25 protein-coding genes are annotated in these 14,563 nt (G+C 59.6%); 4 read left to right on the forward strand and 21 right to left on the reverse strand.

What is annotated here, in order from left to right; genetic code table 11:
- Position 1: 1 nt before the first annotated feature.
- The 10 genes from ACQ5BM_RS17355 to ACQ5BM_RS17400 form a co-directional block, all read right to left on the reverse strand.
- Positions 2-304: a hypothetical protein gene (locus ACQ5BM_RS17355; RefSeq protein WP_429813584.1), complete on the reverse strand. Its 303-nt coding sequence runs from the start codon at positions 302-304 to the stop codon at positions 2-4.
- On the reverse strand, positions 301-639 hold the full coding sequence (locus ACQ5BM_RS17360; RefSeq protein WP_429813587.1) for a DUF2730 family protein: 339 nt from the start codon (positions 637-639) through the stop codon (positions 301-303). The genes ACQ5BM_RS17355 and ACQ5BM_RS17360 overlap by 4 nt, the downstream gene beginning before the upstream one ends.
- Positions 636-857: a TraR/DksA C4-type zinc finger protein gene (locus tag ACQ5BM_RS17365; protein ID WP_429813590.1), complete on the reverse strand. Its 222-nt coding sequence runs from the start codon at positions 855-857 to the stop codon at positions 636-638. The genes ACQ5BM_RS17360 and ACQ5BM_RS17365 overlap by 4 nt, the downstream gene beginning before the upstream one ends.
- 210 nt (positions 858-1,067) lie before the next feature.
- Positions 1,068-1,430 (reverse strand): hypothetical protein, encoded by a 363-nt coding sequence (locus ACQ5BM_RS17370; RefSeq protein WP_429813593.1) that lies wholly within the window; start codon positions 1,428-1,430, stop codon positions 1,068-1,070.
- Positions 1,427-1,675 (reverse strand): NAD(P)+ transhydrogenase beta chain, encoded by a 249-nt coding sequence (locus tag ACQ5BM_RS17375; RefSeq protein WP_429813596.1) that lies wholly within the window; start codon positions 1,673-1,675, stop codon positions 1,427-1,429. The genes ACQ5BM_RS17370 and ACQ5BM_RS17375 overlap by 4 nt, the downstream gene beginning before the upstream one ends.
- A 2-nt stretch (positions 1,676-1,677) precedes the next feature.
- Positions 1,678-2,403 (reverse strand): TIGR02594 family protein, encoded by a 726-nt coding sequence (locus ACQ5BM_RS17380; protein ID WP_429813599.1) that lies wholly within the window; start codon positions 2,401-2,403, stop codon positions 1,678-1,680.
- Positions 2,404-2,501: 98 nt separating this feature from the next.
- Complete coding sequence (locus ACQ5BM_RS17385) at positions 2,502-2,864, reverse strand: hypothetical protein (RefSeq protein ID WP_429813602.1); 363 nt, start codon at positions 2,862-2,864, stop codon at positions 2,502-2,504.
- Positions 2,861-3,046, reverse strand: a complete 186-nt coding sequence (locus tag ACQ5BM_RS17390) for a hypothetical protein (RefSeq protein ID WP_429813604.1) — start codon at positions 3,044-3,046, stop codon at positions 2,861-2,863. The genes ACQ5BM_RS17385 and ACQ5BM_RS17390 overlap by 4 nt, the downstream gene beginning before the upstream one ends.
- Entirely contained in the window at positions 3,043-3,279 is a 237-nt protein-coding gene (locus ACQ5BM_RS17395) for a hypothetical protein (protein ID WP_429813607.1), read from the reverse strand. The genes ACQ5BM_RS17390 and ACQ5BM_RS17395 overlap by 4 nt, the downstream gene beginning before the upstream one ends.
- Positions 3,276-3,932 carry a gp16 family protein gene (locus tag ACQ5BM_RS17400; protein WP_429813610.1) on the reverse strand — a complete coding sequence of 219 codons (657 nt, stop codon included), beginning with the start codon at positions 3,930-3,932 and terminating at the stop codon, positions 3,276-3,278. Before ACQ5BM_RS17400 ends, ACQ5BM_RS17395 begins: the two co-directional genes overlap by 4 nt.
- A gap of 53 nt (positions 3,933-3,985) precedes the next feature.
- Here ACQ5BM_RS17400 and ACQ5BM_RS17405 point away from each other — a divergent pair, with 53 nt between their 5' ends.
- Together ACQ5BM_RS17405 and ACQ5BM_RS17410 are read left to right on the forward strand one after the other, a co-directional pair.
- Positions 3,986-4,756 (forward strand): hypothetical protein, encoded by a 771-nt coding sequence (locus tag ACQ5BM_RS17405; RefSeq protein ID WP_429813613.1) that lies wholly within the window; start codon positions 3,986-3,988, stop codon positions 4,754-4,756.
- Positions 4,757-4,861: 105 nt separating this feature from the next.
- Entirely contained in the window at positions 4,862-5,557 is a 696-nt protein-coding gene (locus ACQ5BM_RS17410; protein WP_429813615.1) for a hypothetical protein, read from the forward strand.
- A 13-nt stretch (positions 5,558-5,570) separates the two neighbouring features.
- Here the strand turns inward: ACQ5BM_RS17410 and ACQ5BM_RS17415 are convergent, their stop codons facing one another.
- The 10 genes from ACQ5BM_RS17415 to ACQ5BM_RS17460 form a co-directional block, all read right to left on the reverse strand.
- Complete coding sequence (locus tag ACQ5BM_RS17415) at positions 5,571-6,230, reverse strand: DUF3164 family protein (RefSeq protein ID WP_429813618.1); 660 nt, start codon at positions 6,228-6,230, stop codon at positions 5,571-5,573.
- A 25-nt stretch (positions 6,231-6,255) separates the two neighbouring features.
- Positions 6,256-6,501 (reverse strand): hypothetical protein, encoded by a 246-nt coding sequence (locus ACQ5BM_RS17420; RefSeq protein WP_429813621.1) that lies wholly within the window; start codon positions 6,499-6,501, stop codon positions 6,256-6,258.
- On the reverse strand, positions 6,501-6,806 hold the full coding sequence (locus ACQ5BM_RS17425) for a hypothetical protein (RefSeq protein ID WP_429813624.1): 306 nt from the start codon (positions 6,804-6,806) through the stop codon (positions 6,501-6,503). Before ACQ5BM_RS17425 ends, ACQ5BM_RS17420 begins: the two co-directional genes overlap by 1 nt.
- Positions 6,803-7,831 carry an AAA family ATPase gene (locus tag ACQ5BM_RS17430; RefSeq protein ID WP_429813627.1) on the reverse strand — a complete coding sequence of 343 codons (1,029 nt, stop codon included), beginning with the start codon at positions 7,829-7,831 and terminating at the stop codon, positions 6,803-6,805. The genes ACQ5BM_RS17425 and ACQ5BM_RS17430 overlap by 4 nt, the downstream gene beginning before the upstream one ends.
- Positions 7,832-7,955: 124 nt before the next feature.
- Positions 7,956-9,611, reverse strand: a complete 1,656-nt coding sequence (locus tag ACQ5BM_RS17435; RefSeq protein WP_429813630.1) for a transposase domain-containing protein — start codon at positions 9,609-9,611, stop codon at positions 7,956-7,958.
- Entirely contained in the window at positions 9,608-9,916 is a 309-nt protein-coding gene (locus ACQ5BM_RS17440; RefSeq protein ID WP_429813633.1) for a DNA-binding protein, read from the reverse strand. Before ACQ5BM_RS17440 ends, ACQ5BM_RS17435 begins: the two co-directional genes overlap by 4 nt.
- A complete protein-coding gene (locus ACQ5BM_RS17445; RefSeq protein ID WP_429813635.1) occupies positions 9,913-10,371 on the reverse strand; it encodes a hypothetical protein in 459 nt (152 codons plus the stop codon). Before ACQ5BM_RS17445 ends, ACQ5BM_RS17440 begins: the two co-directional genes overlap by 4 nt.
- On the reverse strand, positions 10,368-11,195 hold the full coding sequence (locus ACQ5BM_RS17450) for a ParB N-terminal domain-containing protein (RefSeq protein WP_429813637.1): 828 nt from the start codon (positions 11,193-11,195) through the stop codon (positions 10,368-10,370). Before ACQ5BM_RS17450 ends, ACQ5BM_RS17445 begins: the two co-directional genes overlap by 4 nt.
- Positions 11,196-11,549 carry a hypothetical protein gene (locus tag ACQ5BM_RS17455; RefSeq protein WP_429813640.1) on the reverse strand — a complete coding sequence of 118 codons (354 nt, stop codon included), beginning with the start codon at positions 11,547-11,549 and terminating at the stop codon, positions 11,196-11,198.
- A 121-nt stretch (positions 11,550-11,670) separates the two neighbouring features.
- Positions 11,671-12,003, reverse strand: coding sequence for a helix-turn-helix domain-containing protein (locus ACQ5BM_RS17460; protein WP_429813643.1), 333 nt, complete (start codon positions 12,001-12,003; stop codon positions 11,671-11,673).
- Between the two features lie 140 nt (positions 12,004-12,143).
- Here ACQ5BM_RS17460 and ACQ5BM_RS17465 point away from each other — a divergent pair, with 140 nt between their 5' ends.
- Both ACQ5BM_RS17465 and ACQ5BM_RS17470 read left to right on the forward strand, forming a co-directional pair.
- Positions 12,144-12,605, forward strand: a complete 462-nt coding sequence (locus ACQ5BM_RS17465; protein WP_429813646.1) for a helix-turn-helix domain-containing protein — start codon at positions 12,144-12,146, stop codon at positions 12,603-12,605.
- The gene (locus ACQ5BM_RS17470) at positions 12,605-12,760 is read left to right on the forward strand and encodes a hypothetical protein (protein ID WP_429813649.1); all 156 of its coding nucleotides are present in this window, start codon (positions 12,605-12,607) and stop codon (positions 12,758-12,760) included. Before ACQ5BM_RS17465 ends, ACQ5BM_RS17470 begins: the two co-directional genes overlap by 1 nt.
- Before the next feature lie 119 nt (positions 12,761-12,879).
- Here the strand turns inward: ACQ5BM_RS17470 and ACQ5BM_RS17475 are convergent, their stop codons facing one another.
- Complete coding sequence (locus tag ACQ5BM_RS17475; RefSeq protein WP_429813652.1) at positions 12,880-13,890, reverse strand: hypothetical protein; 1,011 nt, start codon at positions 13,888-13,890, stop codon at positions 12,880-12,882.
- Between the last annotated feature and the right edge of the window lie 673 nt (positions 13,891-14,563).

Consider the following 14,563-nt stretch of genomic DNA (forward strand, 5'->3'; position numbering starts at 1 on the left):
CTCACGCACCGATCCGCGATGGGCGCTGCACACCAGAAATCGTGATCAGGCCTTTGACGTGCAGCTCGCCCCGCTCGGTTAAGCGGGCGATCTTCACGCTTCCGGCAGGGATGATCTCAAGCGCTTCCATGTCCTGCAGGTACTGGAACTCCATCTCGACCCATTCGCGCGGCTTGTCGATGAGGAAGTCTGACAGCAGGAAACGACGCATCGCTTCCGATGTGATTGACTGATTGGCCTGGCTGGCAAGCTCCTTCAGGATGATGAGCCGCGCTTCTTCCCGGATGATGTTCTCGATGCTCATTTGTTGGCTTGCTCCAGAAGGAATTCCTGTAGGCGTCCGCTGGTTGCGGCAATCGGCTTGAGACGTTCGTCCAGTGTGTCGAGGCGACCGGAGATCTTCTCCATGGTCAGCTCCAACCGATGGGCGGTATCGCGATCGGGAAGGTGCTGCAGCTCGTTCTCGACCTTCTGGATTCGGCGATCGTGGCTGATCAGCGTGCCTTCGGCCTTCGACAGGCGTTCGTCCAGCTTGCGTTCCCCCGACGAAAGGATGTTCTTCAACTGAGTTCCAAGCGCGATGATCGACAGCAGCGCGCCGACCCACGGCATGATGAGGCTGAGATTGAGGTCGGTCATCGACGCCGGTTTCCTTCTTCGTGGGCTTGTTGGCAGCTAAAGCAGCGGGTGGCTGATGGCATAACTTTGCGGCGGGCTTGACCGATCGGCCGACCGCATTCGTCGCAATCGTCTCGGCCGACACCGCTTAGAGCCTTTCGAGCACTCGCGATCGCCGCTTCTTTCTCATCCTCAACGCGCTGCTCGGCGAGTTCGCGTTCAAAGTTGCCGACCTTCATTCAACGCCCCCGGTTGCGTCGACCGCAGCGACGGCTGCTGCTCGACGCTGCTCGCAAATACGGAGAGAGGTGCGATCGGCTCCCCACTTGCCGGTGACTTCCTCGGCGGTCATTGCCCGGTCGGGTAGTGGTGTAGGATCAGAACACCGTTGCCGTGCCGCCTCGGGCATGACTGGCTTGATGACCACGGTTCGGATCACCGGCTTTGGTTCAGCGGGCGAGCAGGCGGACACGACCATGATCGAGGCCGCAAGCGCCGCCATCAGGCAGAGCCGCATTCTTCTTCTCCAGTTCGACTTGTTCTTGTTCGGCCGCGCGGATGCGTTCGTTGGCGGCGGTTTCGACGCGCAGAGCTTCACGCGCCTGGTCGGCGATGCGGCGGGCAGCGTGGGCATTGGTCCGCTCGATCTCGGCGGTCCAATGGGCGTCGCGCTCTGCCCTGGCCGTGGCAGATGCTTCGTCAATCATTTCCGCGACCATCGAGACGGCGAGATATGCGAGACCGGCGGCTGCAAGAAGCAGCACTCCAGTAATGAGATACGGGAGTGCTGCCCGACTGATTGCGGCGGTCACTGTTCACCTCCCGGCTGGTCGCGCGGTAGGTTGGAGGAGCGAAAATCCATCGAGCCCGAGATCCGGTGGATGCCGAGCAACGCCGCAATGAGTGCCACCATGGAAGGGACCGCGATCGTGCCGAAGGCGACCGCCTCGGATCGCCCCATCAGGGCACCGGCCGCGCAGATCAGGATCACCAGCCACGCCATCACCGACGAAAGCCAGAGGTGCTTTTTCGAGGTCGAGTAGGAGGGCTTATCCATGGTCAGGCCTCGTTTCGGGAAACAGCGCCCGAGGCGGTCAGCGTGACGCGACCGCCGGCAGGCTCGCCGCCGGTTGCAGGCCAGCGGATCGCCACCAGGCGCGCCTTCTCGATGCGGGTCACGGAAACGGAGTTCGACTGATTACCGCCCAGGACGTGAAAGTGGCTGGCGTCCTCGCCGACATAGAGGCCGACATGTCCGCCACCCGGCCGCTTGAAGACGAGAACCGCGCCACGAGCTGGTGTTTCAAGGCGGATACCGAAGTTCGCCCAAGCGAGCGCCGAAAGGTAGTTTCCAGGCAGCGGCTCGCTCGGAAGGGTGAAGCTGATCCAGTGCGCCAGGGCGAGGCCGCACCACGGTATATCGTCGTTGGTATAGTAGGATGCTACCCAGCCACCCAGGCGCTTGGCCCATCCGATAATCGTGCTGTTGGAGCCGGCACCCGCGACTTCCTTCAACCCCATAAACCGGCGGGCCTCGCGCATCCAGACGGGCTCGGTCGGGATCGGCATCTTCTCGAACATGGTAAGGTCGACACCCGGTTTCTGCGGATCTCGCCGCAGCAGGCCAACGGTCGCCTCGTCGGCGAGCCCGGTCGGCTTCAAGCCGGAGGCCTGCTGGAACCGCTTGAGACCGGCAACCATCTGTCTGCCGGGAACGCTGTCGACGACGCCGGCATAGGCGCCGTGGACGCGAAGCCGACCGATAACCCACTGATCAAAACTCATGAAAAATGCCCCAAAAAGAACGCGGCCGAGCGGCCGTTGTTGGGGCGACATTCGCTATTCAGCGGGCACAAAAAAACCCGCAACGGTTTGCGGGTCTTTCAGAGTAGCTCAAGTTGCCGCTTGTCGGGCGGCTTGCGCTTGCCCCTTGGCTTTAGCCAGGTCCGCACCGTCACATCGGTAACGTGAAGGTGTCGCGCAATCGCGTTGGTTGTCCATCCCATAGCGCGGAAATGCTGCGCGATAAAGGGCTTTCCAGTGTGGACGCGGATGCTGCCCGAACCGACGCGACGTGCGAGCGCGGTTGTCAGCTCCTGGCCGACCAAAGCGACGACCTCGGAACGGCCCTGCGGGTTTGCCGACAGGTGGACGTAGGAGCCGCCGAACTTAAGCAGAAACTCAATACCGAGATCGAGGCCGAGAACTTCAATGTAGGGTTCGAGCTGCGCGGGAACACGGATCATCGGCGAGCATCCAGCGCAAGTTCCAGGCGGACCTGCTCGGCAGTGAGGAGCGAAACCTTCTGCTGCATGCGGATCCGCGAGTGGGCGTCCAGGCGGACCCTTTGAAGGCGCTTCAAGAGCGCTTCACGCTCGGCTTTGATGACCGCGAGCCTACTGGTGTCGAACAGGGGGAGGCTCTTCATCGGTCGCCCCCATCCGGACGGCGGGTTGGCCAGCGGGGCTTCAAGACGCTGGTGCAGACGCCGGTCTCAAGTCGCAGCTTAACGTTCTCGACGACGACGCCGATTGCGCCGAGTTCGTTGGCCGTCGCTGCAAGGCCGGACACGTGACGGCGAACCGCGTCCACGTCGAGACCGTGCGCACGTTCGAGGTATCGCAGAATGGCATGATCTGTAACGCGGACGGTGTGGTTCATGGCTTGGCCTTCCCCTTGCTCTGTGCGTCTCGGATGCGACGGCCGAGTGCGTTCATGACGAGGATCCAGCCATCCTTGTCGCAGCGCTCGACGCTAAGGCCGGTCAGTTCCCTCACGGTGGCATGGAAAGCGCCAACGCTGTTCGCGTTGACGTTGCCGCCGAGCTTGCGCCACTGCGCCCAGGCGATCTTGAAGCCGTCTGCTCGGGCGTAGTCTGAGGTGATTTCGGTGTCGGACCATTCGACCCCGCCGACGCGGGCGATCCATGCCTTCAATGCCTCGACCGCCTTACGAGCATCGTCGGCGAACTTCAGGAACCGGACGTGTTCCAGACCAGTCTGACGCTTGACGAAAGCGAGCAGCGCCGCGTCGTCACGGTTCTCGACGATGCCGAGATTGTGGCCGGCAATCCAAAGCGCCTGGAGCTTTGCCGCGTAACGCCCCGTGAGTTTCGCGCGGCCGTTAGGACGCCGATCGCTCGCGGGTCGGAAGCCCTGCTTCCTGAAGTCGGTAATGACCGCTTGGCGTTCATCCTCGGTCATATCTTTCGCCGAGGTCTTGCCGGTGATGATTTTGAGTTTTGCCCGGTAGGTGTCTTCGTCCAGGCCGAGCTGCTTCTTAGCTACGTGAAGTGCAACGATCGAACCGGTCATGGTTGCACCACCGGCATCTTGCAACGAATCGATTTCGTGTTCGATATGAAGCTATGAAGCCGACTTCTCCACCGCCTAATGAAGAACCCACGCTGCCAGCAACCGTTGTTGCCTGCGCGCTTATGCTGGCGACCGCGCTGCTGTTCATGAGTCTCGCCGACGACAAGGCCACCGGCGAGACTTGGTTGTTTCGCTATCAGACTCTGCTTACTGGCATCTTTGCGATCGGCGCCGCATTCGTGACCGTCAAACAGATGCAGAAGACTGACGAGCAAAGCGAGCGGCGCCATCAAGAACTGGCGCGCCTTCAGGTGCGTGCCGAGAAACTCAAGATTGAGCGAATGTTGCTGCCGCAGTTTCAGCAACTGAGGCTGCACTACAAAGAACTCCTGCATATTCAGCGGAAGGAGAAAGGTAACTTCTTGGATTGGTTGGAAGACGGGGAGGTTCCGCACGATCAGATTTTGAGAGCTGCTGACGAGTTGGTCTCGGTTGGGAACGATCTCAGTGTTATCCGAGAAATCCTGGATCGAGTGCACTGGAGAGCAGCGGCCGATTTGTTCGGCGGTGAACTTCAGTTCGCGGAAGAGCGGTTGAAAAAGCGCTTGGACATAGCTCTTTTGGCCTTCCGGCGCCTTGAAAATCTCGCTGGATCCGAATTTGTTCTCAGCGAGAAAGATTGGGGAATACACGCAGCCCGGCCCGTCGTCGACCGAACCGCAATTATTGAAGCATACCGGGGAGTGAACATGGTCGTAGGCGGGCTGGATAAGCTCTTTCCACATCTCTTCCGTCTGGCCGATCTCTATCAGGTACAGGTGTAGGATCCTGTCGGCTAAGAGCGTAGCCAACGTCGGGTTCGGCATGGTGGCTCGTCGATGCGCAGTATTCCTGCGGCAGACGGCGTCAGTTTTTCCTTGGAGAGATGGATGAGCAAGGCAACGCGTCCGTTCGCTATAGCGGCCATTCTTGTTGTGATCGCTTTGTTGGTCTTCCCTCCCATTTTCGGAGAGCGGCCGGTTTTTGCCGACAGAACTGGCGGGGACCCCATGTGGAACTTCGTCTACGATTTTCAGACGTTGATTACCGGTGCTCTCGCGGTGTTTGCGGCCGTAGCGACGATCCGAGAAATGCGCATCTCCGATGCGAAACAGGAGCGGCGACACCATGAGCAACGGCTCGATGCGAACCGAGGCAAGTTGCGCGCTGCCGCTAATTTGCTGGAGTTTCTTCCGGTAGCGCTCACATCTCAGATCATCACTCTGCGTGTTTACACAGAATCGGAAAACCCCTTTAACAATGCCCTTGAGATAACCCACGCACAGATAGTAGTTGAAGCCGTCGTTGCAGTGCTCAATGACGAGCGCGTGAACGCCTGTCGCGAGTTTTTTCCGAGCGAAGTCTTGCAATTGCTCCAAGATAGCAAGAATTTCGCCGATTTCATTCTGCGAAACATTCGCGCACGTACCCAAATCGATACAACTCGACCGGCCGCTTCTTATATCGATGACTTTCATTTGGAGGCGATGACGACCAACACAGAGGCGCTTGTTCGCAACGCTGACCAACTGGTGTCGCGGGCGAGTGATTGGGCCTACAAAACGGTCTTGGATCCTACGCGCTGACATTACTTGCACCTCACGCCTTTGCCAGATCGATAGTGATTGCCCGCCATTCGTCGTTGGCGTTGGCGCGCTCGTAGAAGCGGACGTATTCCTTGGAGCCAGTGACTCGGATTGCACTTCGGATTGCGTCCATGGCGTTGTTCCAACGCGAGTCCTCGATCTCAAGACGAAGCAGCATGAACACGTCAGCGCGGTTCACCTGGCCTTCCTTTTGAGTGTTGAACGCGCGGGTCACGATCGCTTGGATTTCGGGGCGGCTGTCGGCCGACCACTCGTTCAAGCATTCGTCGATCAGGTTTTTGGCGATCTGCAACTCGGCGCCGAACGTGATTTGGTCGGAAACCTGCACCGTCACCTTCAGAAGGCCGTCGTAGCTCTGGTACGTCCGGTTGCCCTTCTTGCCGCCGATCTTGGCCTTGGCGCCAAACTTTTCGGCGAGCAGCGCGTCGAGGGCACCGAGATCCGCGAAAGTGTTGACCTTCAGGCGCGATGTGCGGGCAGAGGCTTCCTTGGCGAAGGCGATGCATTTGCGCACCGTCTGGTCTTCCAGCTTGTATTGCTCCTTTACCGCGCCAATCGGATCGAAGCCGCCAAGCGCGTTGATCATGAACTGCTGGCCGTTCATCACGGTGATGCCCTCGTCGGGCTTCTCTTCAAAAATTGCGACTGTCATGTTGGAAGTCCTGTTTTCGTGAGGGTTACGTGGCGCCGCCGCCCGGATTGGAACCGGGCGAGCGCTGCTTGAGCGGAACGACGTTGCTGTTGGGGTCAAGGAGGATCACGGCGGTAGTGCCGCTGAGACGGCACTCCATGTTGCGCCACTCCGTTTCGAGATAGGTCAGCAGGAGCAGCATGGCGCGTACGCCACGCGGCTCCAGGACGACGCCTCGCGTTTCGAATGGCGTCATGCTTTCCCGCATCTCTTTGAGGATCTCGGGGACCATCACTTCCTCCCGCTGAAATCGAGATGAAGGACGTTTCCGTCCTCCACTCGCGCCGGCTGCTCGGAGAGCAGCTCACCAGCCGCAGCCTCAATCACGCTGAATGCGGCGCGCCCTTGCTCGCCGAGGCGGTGCACGGCGAGTTCCTGTTCCATCAGGTCGACGAGAGACCCGATCGAGCGAAGTCGATCGGCGATGAGGCGCAGGTGCGTGACCGGGAGGGCCGTGCCGCTGGCAGCGTGAGACTGGATCTCGGCCTGCAGCTCTCGGATAGCCAAGCTGGCAGTGTTGTCGAGGACGCTGCTCACTGGAGATCCTCCACGTCGCGGTTCGACCAGGCAGCCTTGAGATGCTTCAGGGACAACTCTTCCTCGGCGCCGATCGCGGCCATGTAGGCGAGCTTCAAGGTCTTGTCGATCTGACCGAGAGCGCCGCCCTTTTTGCCGACACCCAGAAGGAACTGCACGCAATCCTCGGAGGTCACACCCCAAGCGGCGATGTAGGCAGCGATGTCTTCGACATAGGAAGTCGCGCGTTTCAGGCGCTTGCCGATGCGGCGCTTCAACTGAGCGTAGCTCGGCCCGCCGCTGGACTTGTTGAAGCGGGTGTAAACCTCCTCGTTCCCGACGAGAGCGATCCCGCATTTATAGATGTCCATGAAATGGCGAAGCTGGTTGATGGCGTCGTCGACGAGGTTCTGCGCTTCGTCGATGATCAGCAGAGTGCCGCCGCCGGTACGGGAGAGCCTGGCGCCGATAGCGCGCACCAGTCTAGCCGGGTTCACCTCGCGCACGTCTAGCTCGGACGCCAGCTCTACCAGCATGCCATGCACTGTCTTGGTGTGCGGGCTGATCGTGACATGGAAAACATGCGGCCTGGTTGCAGCGTAGCGGCGGCTAGTCGCCGTTTTCCCCATGCCGGCGCCGATGGTGATAAACACCATGTCCGAGGTCATCTGCGCCCAGTGCAGGGTCTCGAAGATCTCGCGGCTGATCCGCGTGTTGATGAAGTCGGGAGACTGCGGGATGGTGGCGGCGAGGCTGACGCCCTCGTCAAACGCTTCGAGCCAATTGCGAACCTGACGGTTGAAGGGTTCGATCCGGCCGATATAGGTGCCGGAAAACCACTGGCTGAAGGTCGCCGACGACATGCCGATCCGGCGGCCGGCTTCGGCCTTGGTGAAGTTGTTGGCTTCGGCGATCTCACGAACACGGGCGTTCAATTGCTCCCAGTCCGCGACATCCTCGTGCGTATGCTTTGCCTTAAAGTCCTGCGATGGCGTCGGCCGGTCCCAGGTACCGGCTGCAGGGCTTGTGGACACATGTGTATTCATCTAAATGGTTCCTCGTTCAGATGCCCTGAAGGGGCGGATTGTTGGGCGGGACTTGCACTCCCGCCCTGCTTTTTTTCGGAACCGCACTCAGTACATTTCGGTTCATGCTGACGGCCAAGACGCCTTACTTTTCGGCCGTATTCCCTTTCGAGAATGGTAGGATCGAAGCCCCGCCCGACACGCGGGAGAGGGCCTTCGAGAAAACGTCGGAAAACTCGTCGTCGCTGATCGCTTCTTGAGGCGCGGTCGCGAGGTTGCCGGTAAAGATGCGGGTGACAGCCGGCCGGATCGGCTCCGACCGCTCCTCGGCCTTGCGGCCCTTCTCCAGAATTTCGCCGAGTTCCATGGGCGAGAGTTTCCGGTGCGCTCTCGCCAGGGCCTCGTTGGCCTTGCGATAGTCGGCCCGATTGCGGGCGTGGGTGCGGGCGGCGTCCTGATTGTCGAAGCCGGTATCGGCAATGCACTCGGCATCGCAGATGAAACGGTTTGCGAGGTCGTAGACCTTGATGGGCTTGGTCAGGTGATCTGGATCGAAGCGGATCGTCACTTGCTTGCCCATGTACTGGTTGAGTTCGCGGCTCCAGTAGCGGTTGCCCATAAAGTGGACTTCGCCGCTGCCCTTGTGGGTGCGGATCGCCTCCGATGCCAGAAGCCAGAGGAAGCGCTGCGCTTCAGTCGCGTGACGGACGATCGTCGTCGGCTGGCGAATGCTTTCGGCAAAGGTCTCGTCAAAGCTGCGACCTTTTGCGGTCTCCGCCCGGCGGCCTTTGCGGGAGTTGTGCTCTGTGACCAGCTCGGCGACGAGGCGGGCAAGATCGTCGATCTCAATCGCGCGCGTGCCGTAGTCTTCCGGCTTCTCGTTGGGGTTCTTGCCCGTATAGGCGCCAGCGCAGATCGGATGCTTCGAGACGGTTTCAGCGAAGTCGCCCCAGGCGCGCTCGATCGGCTTCGACTGACCGGAGTAGGGCAGCACGAAATGGGTCTCGATCTGCAGCGCCGTGAGCAGGCCTTGCGGATCCTCGGGACGGACCTTGAAGCGGTAACGGGTGCGGGTGCCACCGGAGATCTTCTTCGAAGCGAAGGCGCGGCCGTTGTCGAGGTAGATGCGTTCGGGGATGCCGAACTCTTCGACCATGTCGCCGACGACCAGGCGCACCACTTCCCATGTCTCGGCCTCGGATAGACGCCAGGCAAGGATCTTGCCTGAATAGAGATCCTGGATGCCAACGAGATAGACGCGGCTTGGCTTGTCGCGGCCGGGGAGCCGAACGAAGATATCGAGCTTGTGCCCGTCCATGTTGACGGCCTGCATGGCATGCAGATGCGAGCGGGTACGGCGCTGCGCAGGGAAGAGCATTTTGCCGCGTTCGGTCCCCTCTCGGGTCACCACCTGGACGGCCCTCGGGACTGCTGCCTCCATGCGGCGGCGAAGCGATCGCTCCGAAGGGATCGGAGACCACCCGTTGATTTCGGCGGCTTCCATCATGCGTCGGAAGCAGGAGGAAAAGCCGGGTTTCTGCGGGCGCAGATAATCGGACTTCAGGAACTCCCAGGCGTCGGGGTGGCACTCGGCCACCTGCGAAACAACGCCATCGGCAGCGGCGCTATTCGGTGCAAGTGCGGCCAGCCAATCTTCCGGGTCGACGCCTTCGGTGGCTTTGCGCCACTCATAATAGGCGGACTTCTGGACACCGGCATCGAGCGTGGCGACGGCGATGGCTGCGGTGCGGTTCAAACCGCGTTCGCGGGCGAGCTGCTCAACGCGGTTGAGGACCTTCAAGCGCTCTTCACAGACCGCTTTCTGCGCCTTCGAAAGGCATTGAAGCGCGACCAAAGGAGGTTCTTCCTGGCACGGGCCTCGTCCCAGCCCGCGGCGTCTGGAGCGTGCCGAAGCCGCACCTGGGCCGCTGCCGGCAGGAGGGAGAAGTGATACTCGAAACCGCCACCACGGCCAGCGCGTTGACGCGCTTGATCCGTAGAGCGCCAGCCGCATTGAGCAATCATCAGCTCGATGCCTTGACGGGTCTGCGGCAAGTCGGGAAGCCGAGCTGCCGCGATTTCGGTGGACGTCAGCCACTCCTTCATGTGCGTGTCCTCCGGATCGTGACGGGGCGGGATTTGAGCGTCCGTAGCGACTGGCGAATGACCTCCTGCTCTTGCTGCAGGCGGGCGATTTCGGCGAGGCGCGCTTCGTCACCGACGAGGAGGGTGGCGCCCTGCTCGGACACGGCTTCATCCCAAAGCCACATGGCGCCGGTCGCATGCACGAAGGCGGCGAAGCGCGGCAGGGTGATGTCGTGCCCGTCCTTGCTCTCGGCCGTGTACGCGTCGAGCATGGCTTTGCTGATCGACGGCAGGCCGAGATACTGCGCCATGCGGGCGGCGATGGTTGGCCGGTCGTAGGGGCATTCGCGGATGGCGCGGGCCATCGCGCGCTTCATCTTCGACCGGTAGCGGTCGATGTCGATCCGCGCGACGGGCACGCGAACTGGGAATAGGGGCTCAAGGAACAGATCGAACTGGGCGGGGTCGCGTTTCATTCCGCGGCCTCCAGGAAGGAGAAGTCCTGGCTGTCGCCGACATGTGCGAGGAAGCGGCGCCGGGTGTCTTCATTGGCGGTCTTCCAGGCGGCGACAAGCTTACCAAACGCGGCTTCTTGGGGGTCGGCCTTGGTCGGCTCACCCTTCAGCGAAGACAGTACTTTTTTGACATCACGGTCTTCCCGCAGAACGCTCGCAATGCGCGCTTGCTCTGACGGTCCCATCTTGGCGAGTTTGAGCAGAAGGGACTGATCGTCGTCCCCACCGGTTCCTCGCAAAAGGGCGCGCAGATCTGGATGCAGGTTAAGCCCGATACGGGTGACCTTCTTGTAGGTCGTCTCTCCAAAACCGAGGCGCTCCTGCACCTGCTTTGACAGCTCGCGGCCGGGTGCGAAGATCGAAGGGCACTCGGTGCCCTTCGATTGCTTCAGGTTCTTGGTCCGGTCGATTTTGCCGTGCTTTTCTTCCCAAAGCTCGCGGTACTTCATCACGAATATCGCGCGGTCGAGCGCAGACAGCTCGTTGCGATAAAGGTTTTCGCTGAGTTCCAGGAGCTGAGCTTCGACTGCATCGGCCGAGACGACAATCGCGTCCAATTCATCCCAGCCAATGATCACGGCGCCGCGAGTGCGGTGCCCGCCTGCGACCAACGTCAGGGGCGTTTTTCCCTTGTTCGCCGCCGGGGTGCGGCGAACCATGATCGGACTGATCTGACCGCGCTCCGCCATCGAGGCGCCGATGGCCTGGGCATGGTCCTCGTCGATTGGGCGTGCGCGTTCGCCGATATGGATGTCTGAAATCTTCGCGCGGATGAACTCGGCCATTTACGCTGCCGCCTTTCTCAACTGTTGCATGAAGATGTCCTTCGCCCTGGCCGCCATGCGGGTGTACGCCTTCGCGAAGACGGGGCAGCCGAGCCGCTCGTCGATCTTGCGAATGGCGAAGGAAATGGACGTGCGCTGCCGCGCCTGCATTTTGACGATGCGACGGCGCGGCACTTCGAACTCGATATGAAGGATGTAGATCGCCACTTGGCGCGCGAGCGCGGCGTCGAACAGGTCACGCGGCGGCCAGATGATGTCCCGAGTGGCAATGTGTGAGAAGTGGGATTGCACTGCCTTAATGCAGCATGCCAGCATCACTTCCAGGCGCTGGTGTTCGTCGTAGGGGTTCAGCATAGCTGCTTACCTACCGCGATAGCTGCGGCGATGAGGCCGCACAGCGCTACGCTAAACAAAAGCGCTGTCTGGGCCGCATTGCAGAAGCGGGAACGGGACGGGATGAACGGGTTTTCCATGTCTACGCGCCCGCCTTCTTTTGGCGTTGCCGCATGGTGGGCGGGCGCTCATAGTTCTCACGCGGCTGAGGGGATCGCCGCTGACCGGAGGGCTGGTAACGGCTCGGCCACAACAAGTGTGCCTTTGTACCGAGAGCAGCGGCGATTGCCTGTTCCCCGGCCATGTTGGGTTCGCGGAGCGTTGTTCCGGCAGTCCCTCGTGGCAGGTAGTAGCGACGATCGATGTCGTAGAGTGTGAAGCCAGCAAGGAGGAGCTTGCCCTTAACAGAGGCAAGCTCCTCCAGCTTGTTGGCGGAGCGGTCGCGCGGCTTGTCCGTCCTTTGGGGGCGGTGCATAGTCAATCCTCGTTGTGAAGAGGGAGGCCCTGGCCGGTCTCCCTTTTCATGGGTGATTTGTTCCGTGTTCATGGAAAGGGTTATCGCAAAATATTGCGATGCGCAACTAGGCATCGCATAATTTTGCGATAATGAGATAAGTGGCAGAATTCTCTTATGACGCGATCATTGAGCGAATCCTCAGCAAGAATCGCTGGGGAAACGAAGGCGCATTGGCGACAGCGCTGGGCATCGCACCCAACACCTGGACCGCGTACAAGAAGGGAGTGCGTTCCTTCGGACTACATGAGGTCGCAAAAATTTGCGATACGCTGGATGTGAGCCCTCATTGGCTGTTGTTCGGAACGGAAGGGGAAAGAAGTGACCTGCGCGAGCGCGTGGAGCTGTTGCTACGAGAGGTACATGAGGAGGCGGGGATTTCACTGCCCGCAGCCTCGATGGAGCAGACCGTCGTTCGATACTATGCGGGGTTGGTCGACCAGATCGTGGATCCGGACGATCGGGAGGAAATTGATCTACGTCTGAAGCTTCTGCGCAAAGAGGTTGCCAAAGACATTTCTGAGGCTCGTGCCGAGCCAGGATCTGGGAAACGCTCGGCCTAATGATCGTCAAGCCGCGCTTGGATCACCCAGAAAAAAACACACATGCGACCGCGCCCGGTTTTGCCAGGATGTTCGAAAAGTTCGGTTTTGTGTTTGAGCCTGTCGACACGCCTAGGAGCGGCGCGGCGGACGGGCGCGCTGAAAAGCGCCCGTAGCATTCAAAGTCGCATAATTATCCTCGGCACCTAAAAATTGCACGACAAGCTAAGTCGCGCACACTTGGCGTGCAAGGGGAAGCTGGTGCTACTTTATGGCGCGAAAGTTGGACGCCGGCTTACAATGGCCAGGTCGGCCGAGTCTCAGACTTGTCCAACGGTTTGTAGACGGGGCTGGCATCATGTTCCACAAGCGGGCTGAACTTGCCCGGAACTCGCGCGTAGCGATCGACAAAAAGATCAATCGTAGCGTTGGCAAGATCAATCATGCAGTTAACCATCTCAACGCCATCTTTGGTGCGACGGTATAAAGACCGCGAATTGTTGGGCCAGTAGACCGCAAAGCCGCATAGCAGATCTCGATCGTCAACGAGTATCTCCATTAGGCCCTTGTAGGTTATGTCGTAAGGTATCGCTCTACCCTTTTGCATGCCCCAAACTTGCCGAGCGGTGGTTTCGATCTGCAGAAATGCCGCGATGAAGGCCTTTGCCTTCGTAATCAATACGTCCAACTCTTCGAAGCTCAACATGAAGGCTTTAGCTCCTGAACCGCTTCGACACCGAAAGCCCTCGTCAGTCACGATGAAGTCAGAATGCTGGACAGCATTGCGCAGCTTATTGCTATAGAATTCATCAAAGATCTCGCCAATTCCGAGCCCGGATTGCTTTGACAGTTCCTTGATTATTTCGATCTTTCGCCCGGTTCTAATTCCGGTCTTCGCAAAGTTCTTTTTTTCTTTATCGGTAAGGGAATCGAAGAAAGGACTAGGACTGTAGCCTTTGCAGAGTCGAAAGCGCAGCAGGTTCGTAATTACCTCATAAGGCGCATCCATTTCGACCACGTGGCAGTAGAGCAAGAGGCCGAGCCGCCAAATCGTCTTGTCGGCATCCGGAAAATCTTTCTCCGGTAGTTCCACCCTCATCAGCCTATTGAGATCGTTCAAAATGTTGCGGCTCTCGGCGTAAGGATCCCAGCCTTTATCCTCCATCCCCAGCACTCTTAACAGGGAAGCGAAGTAGCGGATGATGTCGTGGCTCGTCACGTCGTCGGGCAAGAACAGCGGTTCAAGTATTTTGATGTACCGGTCTCGGTGCGCGTTGAAGACAGACGCTGGATCAAGCTTATTCATGCGAGGCGCCATTTCGAAAAAGCTAATTTGCAACCCACAAGGTCCACGAGTCGCGACCTCGTTGCAAGCGGGCAAGCGAGCCTCTTCGAGGTTGTGCCCCCCGATTTGGGAACATGCAAGCGGATCCGATTGCGCCGGAGCCGCTTGCATGTTCCCAACGGGTATCTCTTGATGTTTAGGCTCTGATTTTACACAATAAAACGGGAAAACAAGTCAACCTGCAAGTCGCTTGCATGTTCAAATTGGAAAGCCGGCCGGTTTCAGCGGGCAGATTGCGCCTGGCGCGCCGTGGTCAACGCGCCCTCAAAGGCGGATTTGCGGGGTTTCGAAGACTTCTCAAAGCCAGCGCTCGATTTTTGAAGCCGGCCCTGCAGGACGGGTCTACTTGGCCAGACGACACTGATTTGGGTGCGGCCGCGTGTCAAAATCGAGGGGCGCAAAATTTTTGGCGGATTGCGCTCAAACCCTTGATTTCTCGGCGTTTGCCGCCAATTCCCGCCTATTCCCGGTTGATCCCACTATTTCCGGATATTTGTGTCACCCAACATGGGTGACAATCTCGTGCCGAACGGATTGTCGATGGTTTGCAATGTCCTCTGCTCCAAGTCGATATATCCCAGATCATAGTGCATGAAGCTGACGAGCCAAATGCCGTCGTCGACTTCCTTGATTC

This window comes from Ensifer sp. B1-9 (assembly GCF_050474445.1).
In the GTDB taxonomy this organism is placed as follows: domain Bacteria; phylum Pseudomonadota; class Alphaproteobacteria; order Rhizobiales; family Rhizobiaceae; genus Ensifer.

Excerpts from the sequence above, each read along its gene's own strand:
- ACQ5BM_RS17415 (WP_429813618.1), bottom strand. The coding sequence starts at position 6,230 with ATGACAGTCGCAATTTTTGAAGAGAAGCCCGACGAGGGCATCACCGTG.
- ACQ5BM_RS17440 (WP_429813633.1), bottom strand. The coding sequence starts at position 9,916 with ATGAAGGAGTGGCTGACGTCCACCGAAATCGCGGCAGCTCGGCTTCCC.
- ACQ5BM_RS17430 (WP_429813627.1), bottom strand. The coding sequence starts at position 7,831 with ATGAATACACATGTGTCCACAAGCCCTGCAGCCGGTACCTGGGACCGG.
- ACQ5BM_RS17460 (WP_429813643.1), bottom strand. The coding sequence starts at position 12,003 with ATGCACCGCCCCCAAAGGACGGACAAGCCGCGCGACCGCTCCGCCAAC.
- ACQ5BM_RS17380 (WP_429813599.1), bottom strand. The coding sequence starts at position 2,403 with ATGAGTTTTGATCAGTGGGTTATCGGTCGGCTTCGCGTCCACGGCGCC.
- ACQ5BM_RS17475 (WP_429813652.1), bottom strand. The coding sequence starts at position 13,890 with ATGAATAAGCTTGATCCAGCGTCTGTCTTCAACGCGCACCGAGACCGG.
- ACQ5BM_RS17410 (WP_429813615.1), top strand. The coding sequence starts at position 4,862 with ATGAGCAAGGCAACGCGTCCGTTCGCTATAGCGGCCATTCTTGTTGTG.
- ACQ5BM_RS17405 (WP_429813613.1), top strand. The coding sequence starts at position 3,986 with ATGAAGCCGACTTCTCCACCGCCTAATGAAGAACCCACGCTGCCAGCA.
- ACQ5BM_RS17365 (WP_429813590.1), bottom strand. The coding sequence starts at position 857 with ATGAAGGTCGGCAACTTTGAACGCGAACTCGCCGAGCAGCGCGTTGAG.
- ACQ5BM_RS17470 (WP_429813649.1), top strand. The coding sequence starts at position 12,605 with ATGATCGTCAAGCCGCGCTTGGATCACCCAGAAAAAAACACACATGCG.
- ACQ5BM_RS17420 (WP_429813621.1), bottom strand. The coding sequence starts at position 6,501 with ATGGTCCCCGAGATCCTCAAAGAGATGCGGGAAAGCATGACGCCATTC.
- ACQ5BM_RS17455 (WP_429813640.1), bottom strand. The coding sequence starts at position 11,549 with ATGCTGAACCCCTACGACGAACACCAGCGCCTGGAAGTGATGCTGGCA.
- ACQ5BM_RS17355 (WP_429813584.1), bottom strand. The coding sequence starts at position 304 with ATGAGCATCGAGAACATCATCCGGGAAGAAGCGCGGCTCATCATCCTG.
- ACQ5BM_RS17450 (WP_429813637.1), bottom strand. The coding sequence starts at position 11,195 with ATGGCCGAGTTCATCCGCGCGAAGATTTCAGACATCCATATCGGCGAA.
- ACQ5BM_RS17400 (WP_429813610.1), bottom strand. The coding sequence starts at position 3,932 with ATGACCGGTTCGATCGTTGCACTTCACGTAGCTAAGAAGCAGCTCGGC.
- ACQ5BM_RS17385 (WP_429813602.1), bottom strand. The coding sequence starts at position 2,864 with ATGATCCGTGTTCCCGCGCAGCTCGAACCCTACATTGAAGTTCTCGGC.
- ACQ5BM_RS17390 (WP_429813604.1), bottom strand. The coding sequence starts at position 3,046 with ATGAAGAGCCTCCCCCTGTTCGACACCAGTAGGCTCGCGGTCATCAAA.
- ACQ5BM_RS17360 (WP_429813587.1), bottom strand. The coding sequence starts at position 639 with ATGACCGACCTCAATCTCAGCCTCATCATGCCGTGGGTCGGCGCGCTG.
- ACQ5BM_RS17375 (WP_429813596.1), bottom strand. The coding sequence starts at position 1,675 with ATGGATAAGCCCTCCTACTCGACCTCGAAAAAGCACCTCTGGCTTTCG.
- ACQ5BM_RS17445 (WP_429813635.1), bottom strand. The coding sequence starts at position 10,371 with ATGAAACGCGACCCCGCCCAGTTCGATCTGTTCCTTGAGCCCCTATTC.
- ACQ5BM_RS17395 (WP_429813607.1), bottom strand. The coding sequence starts at position 3,279 with ATGAACCACACCGTCCGCGTTACAGATCATGCCATTCTGCGATACCTC.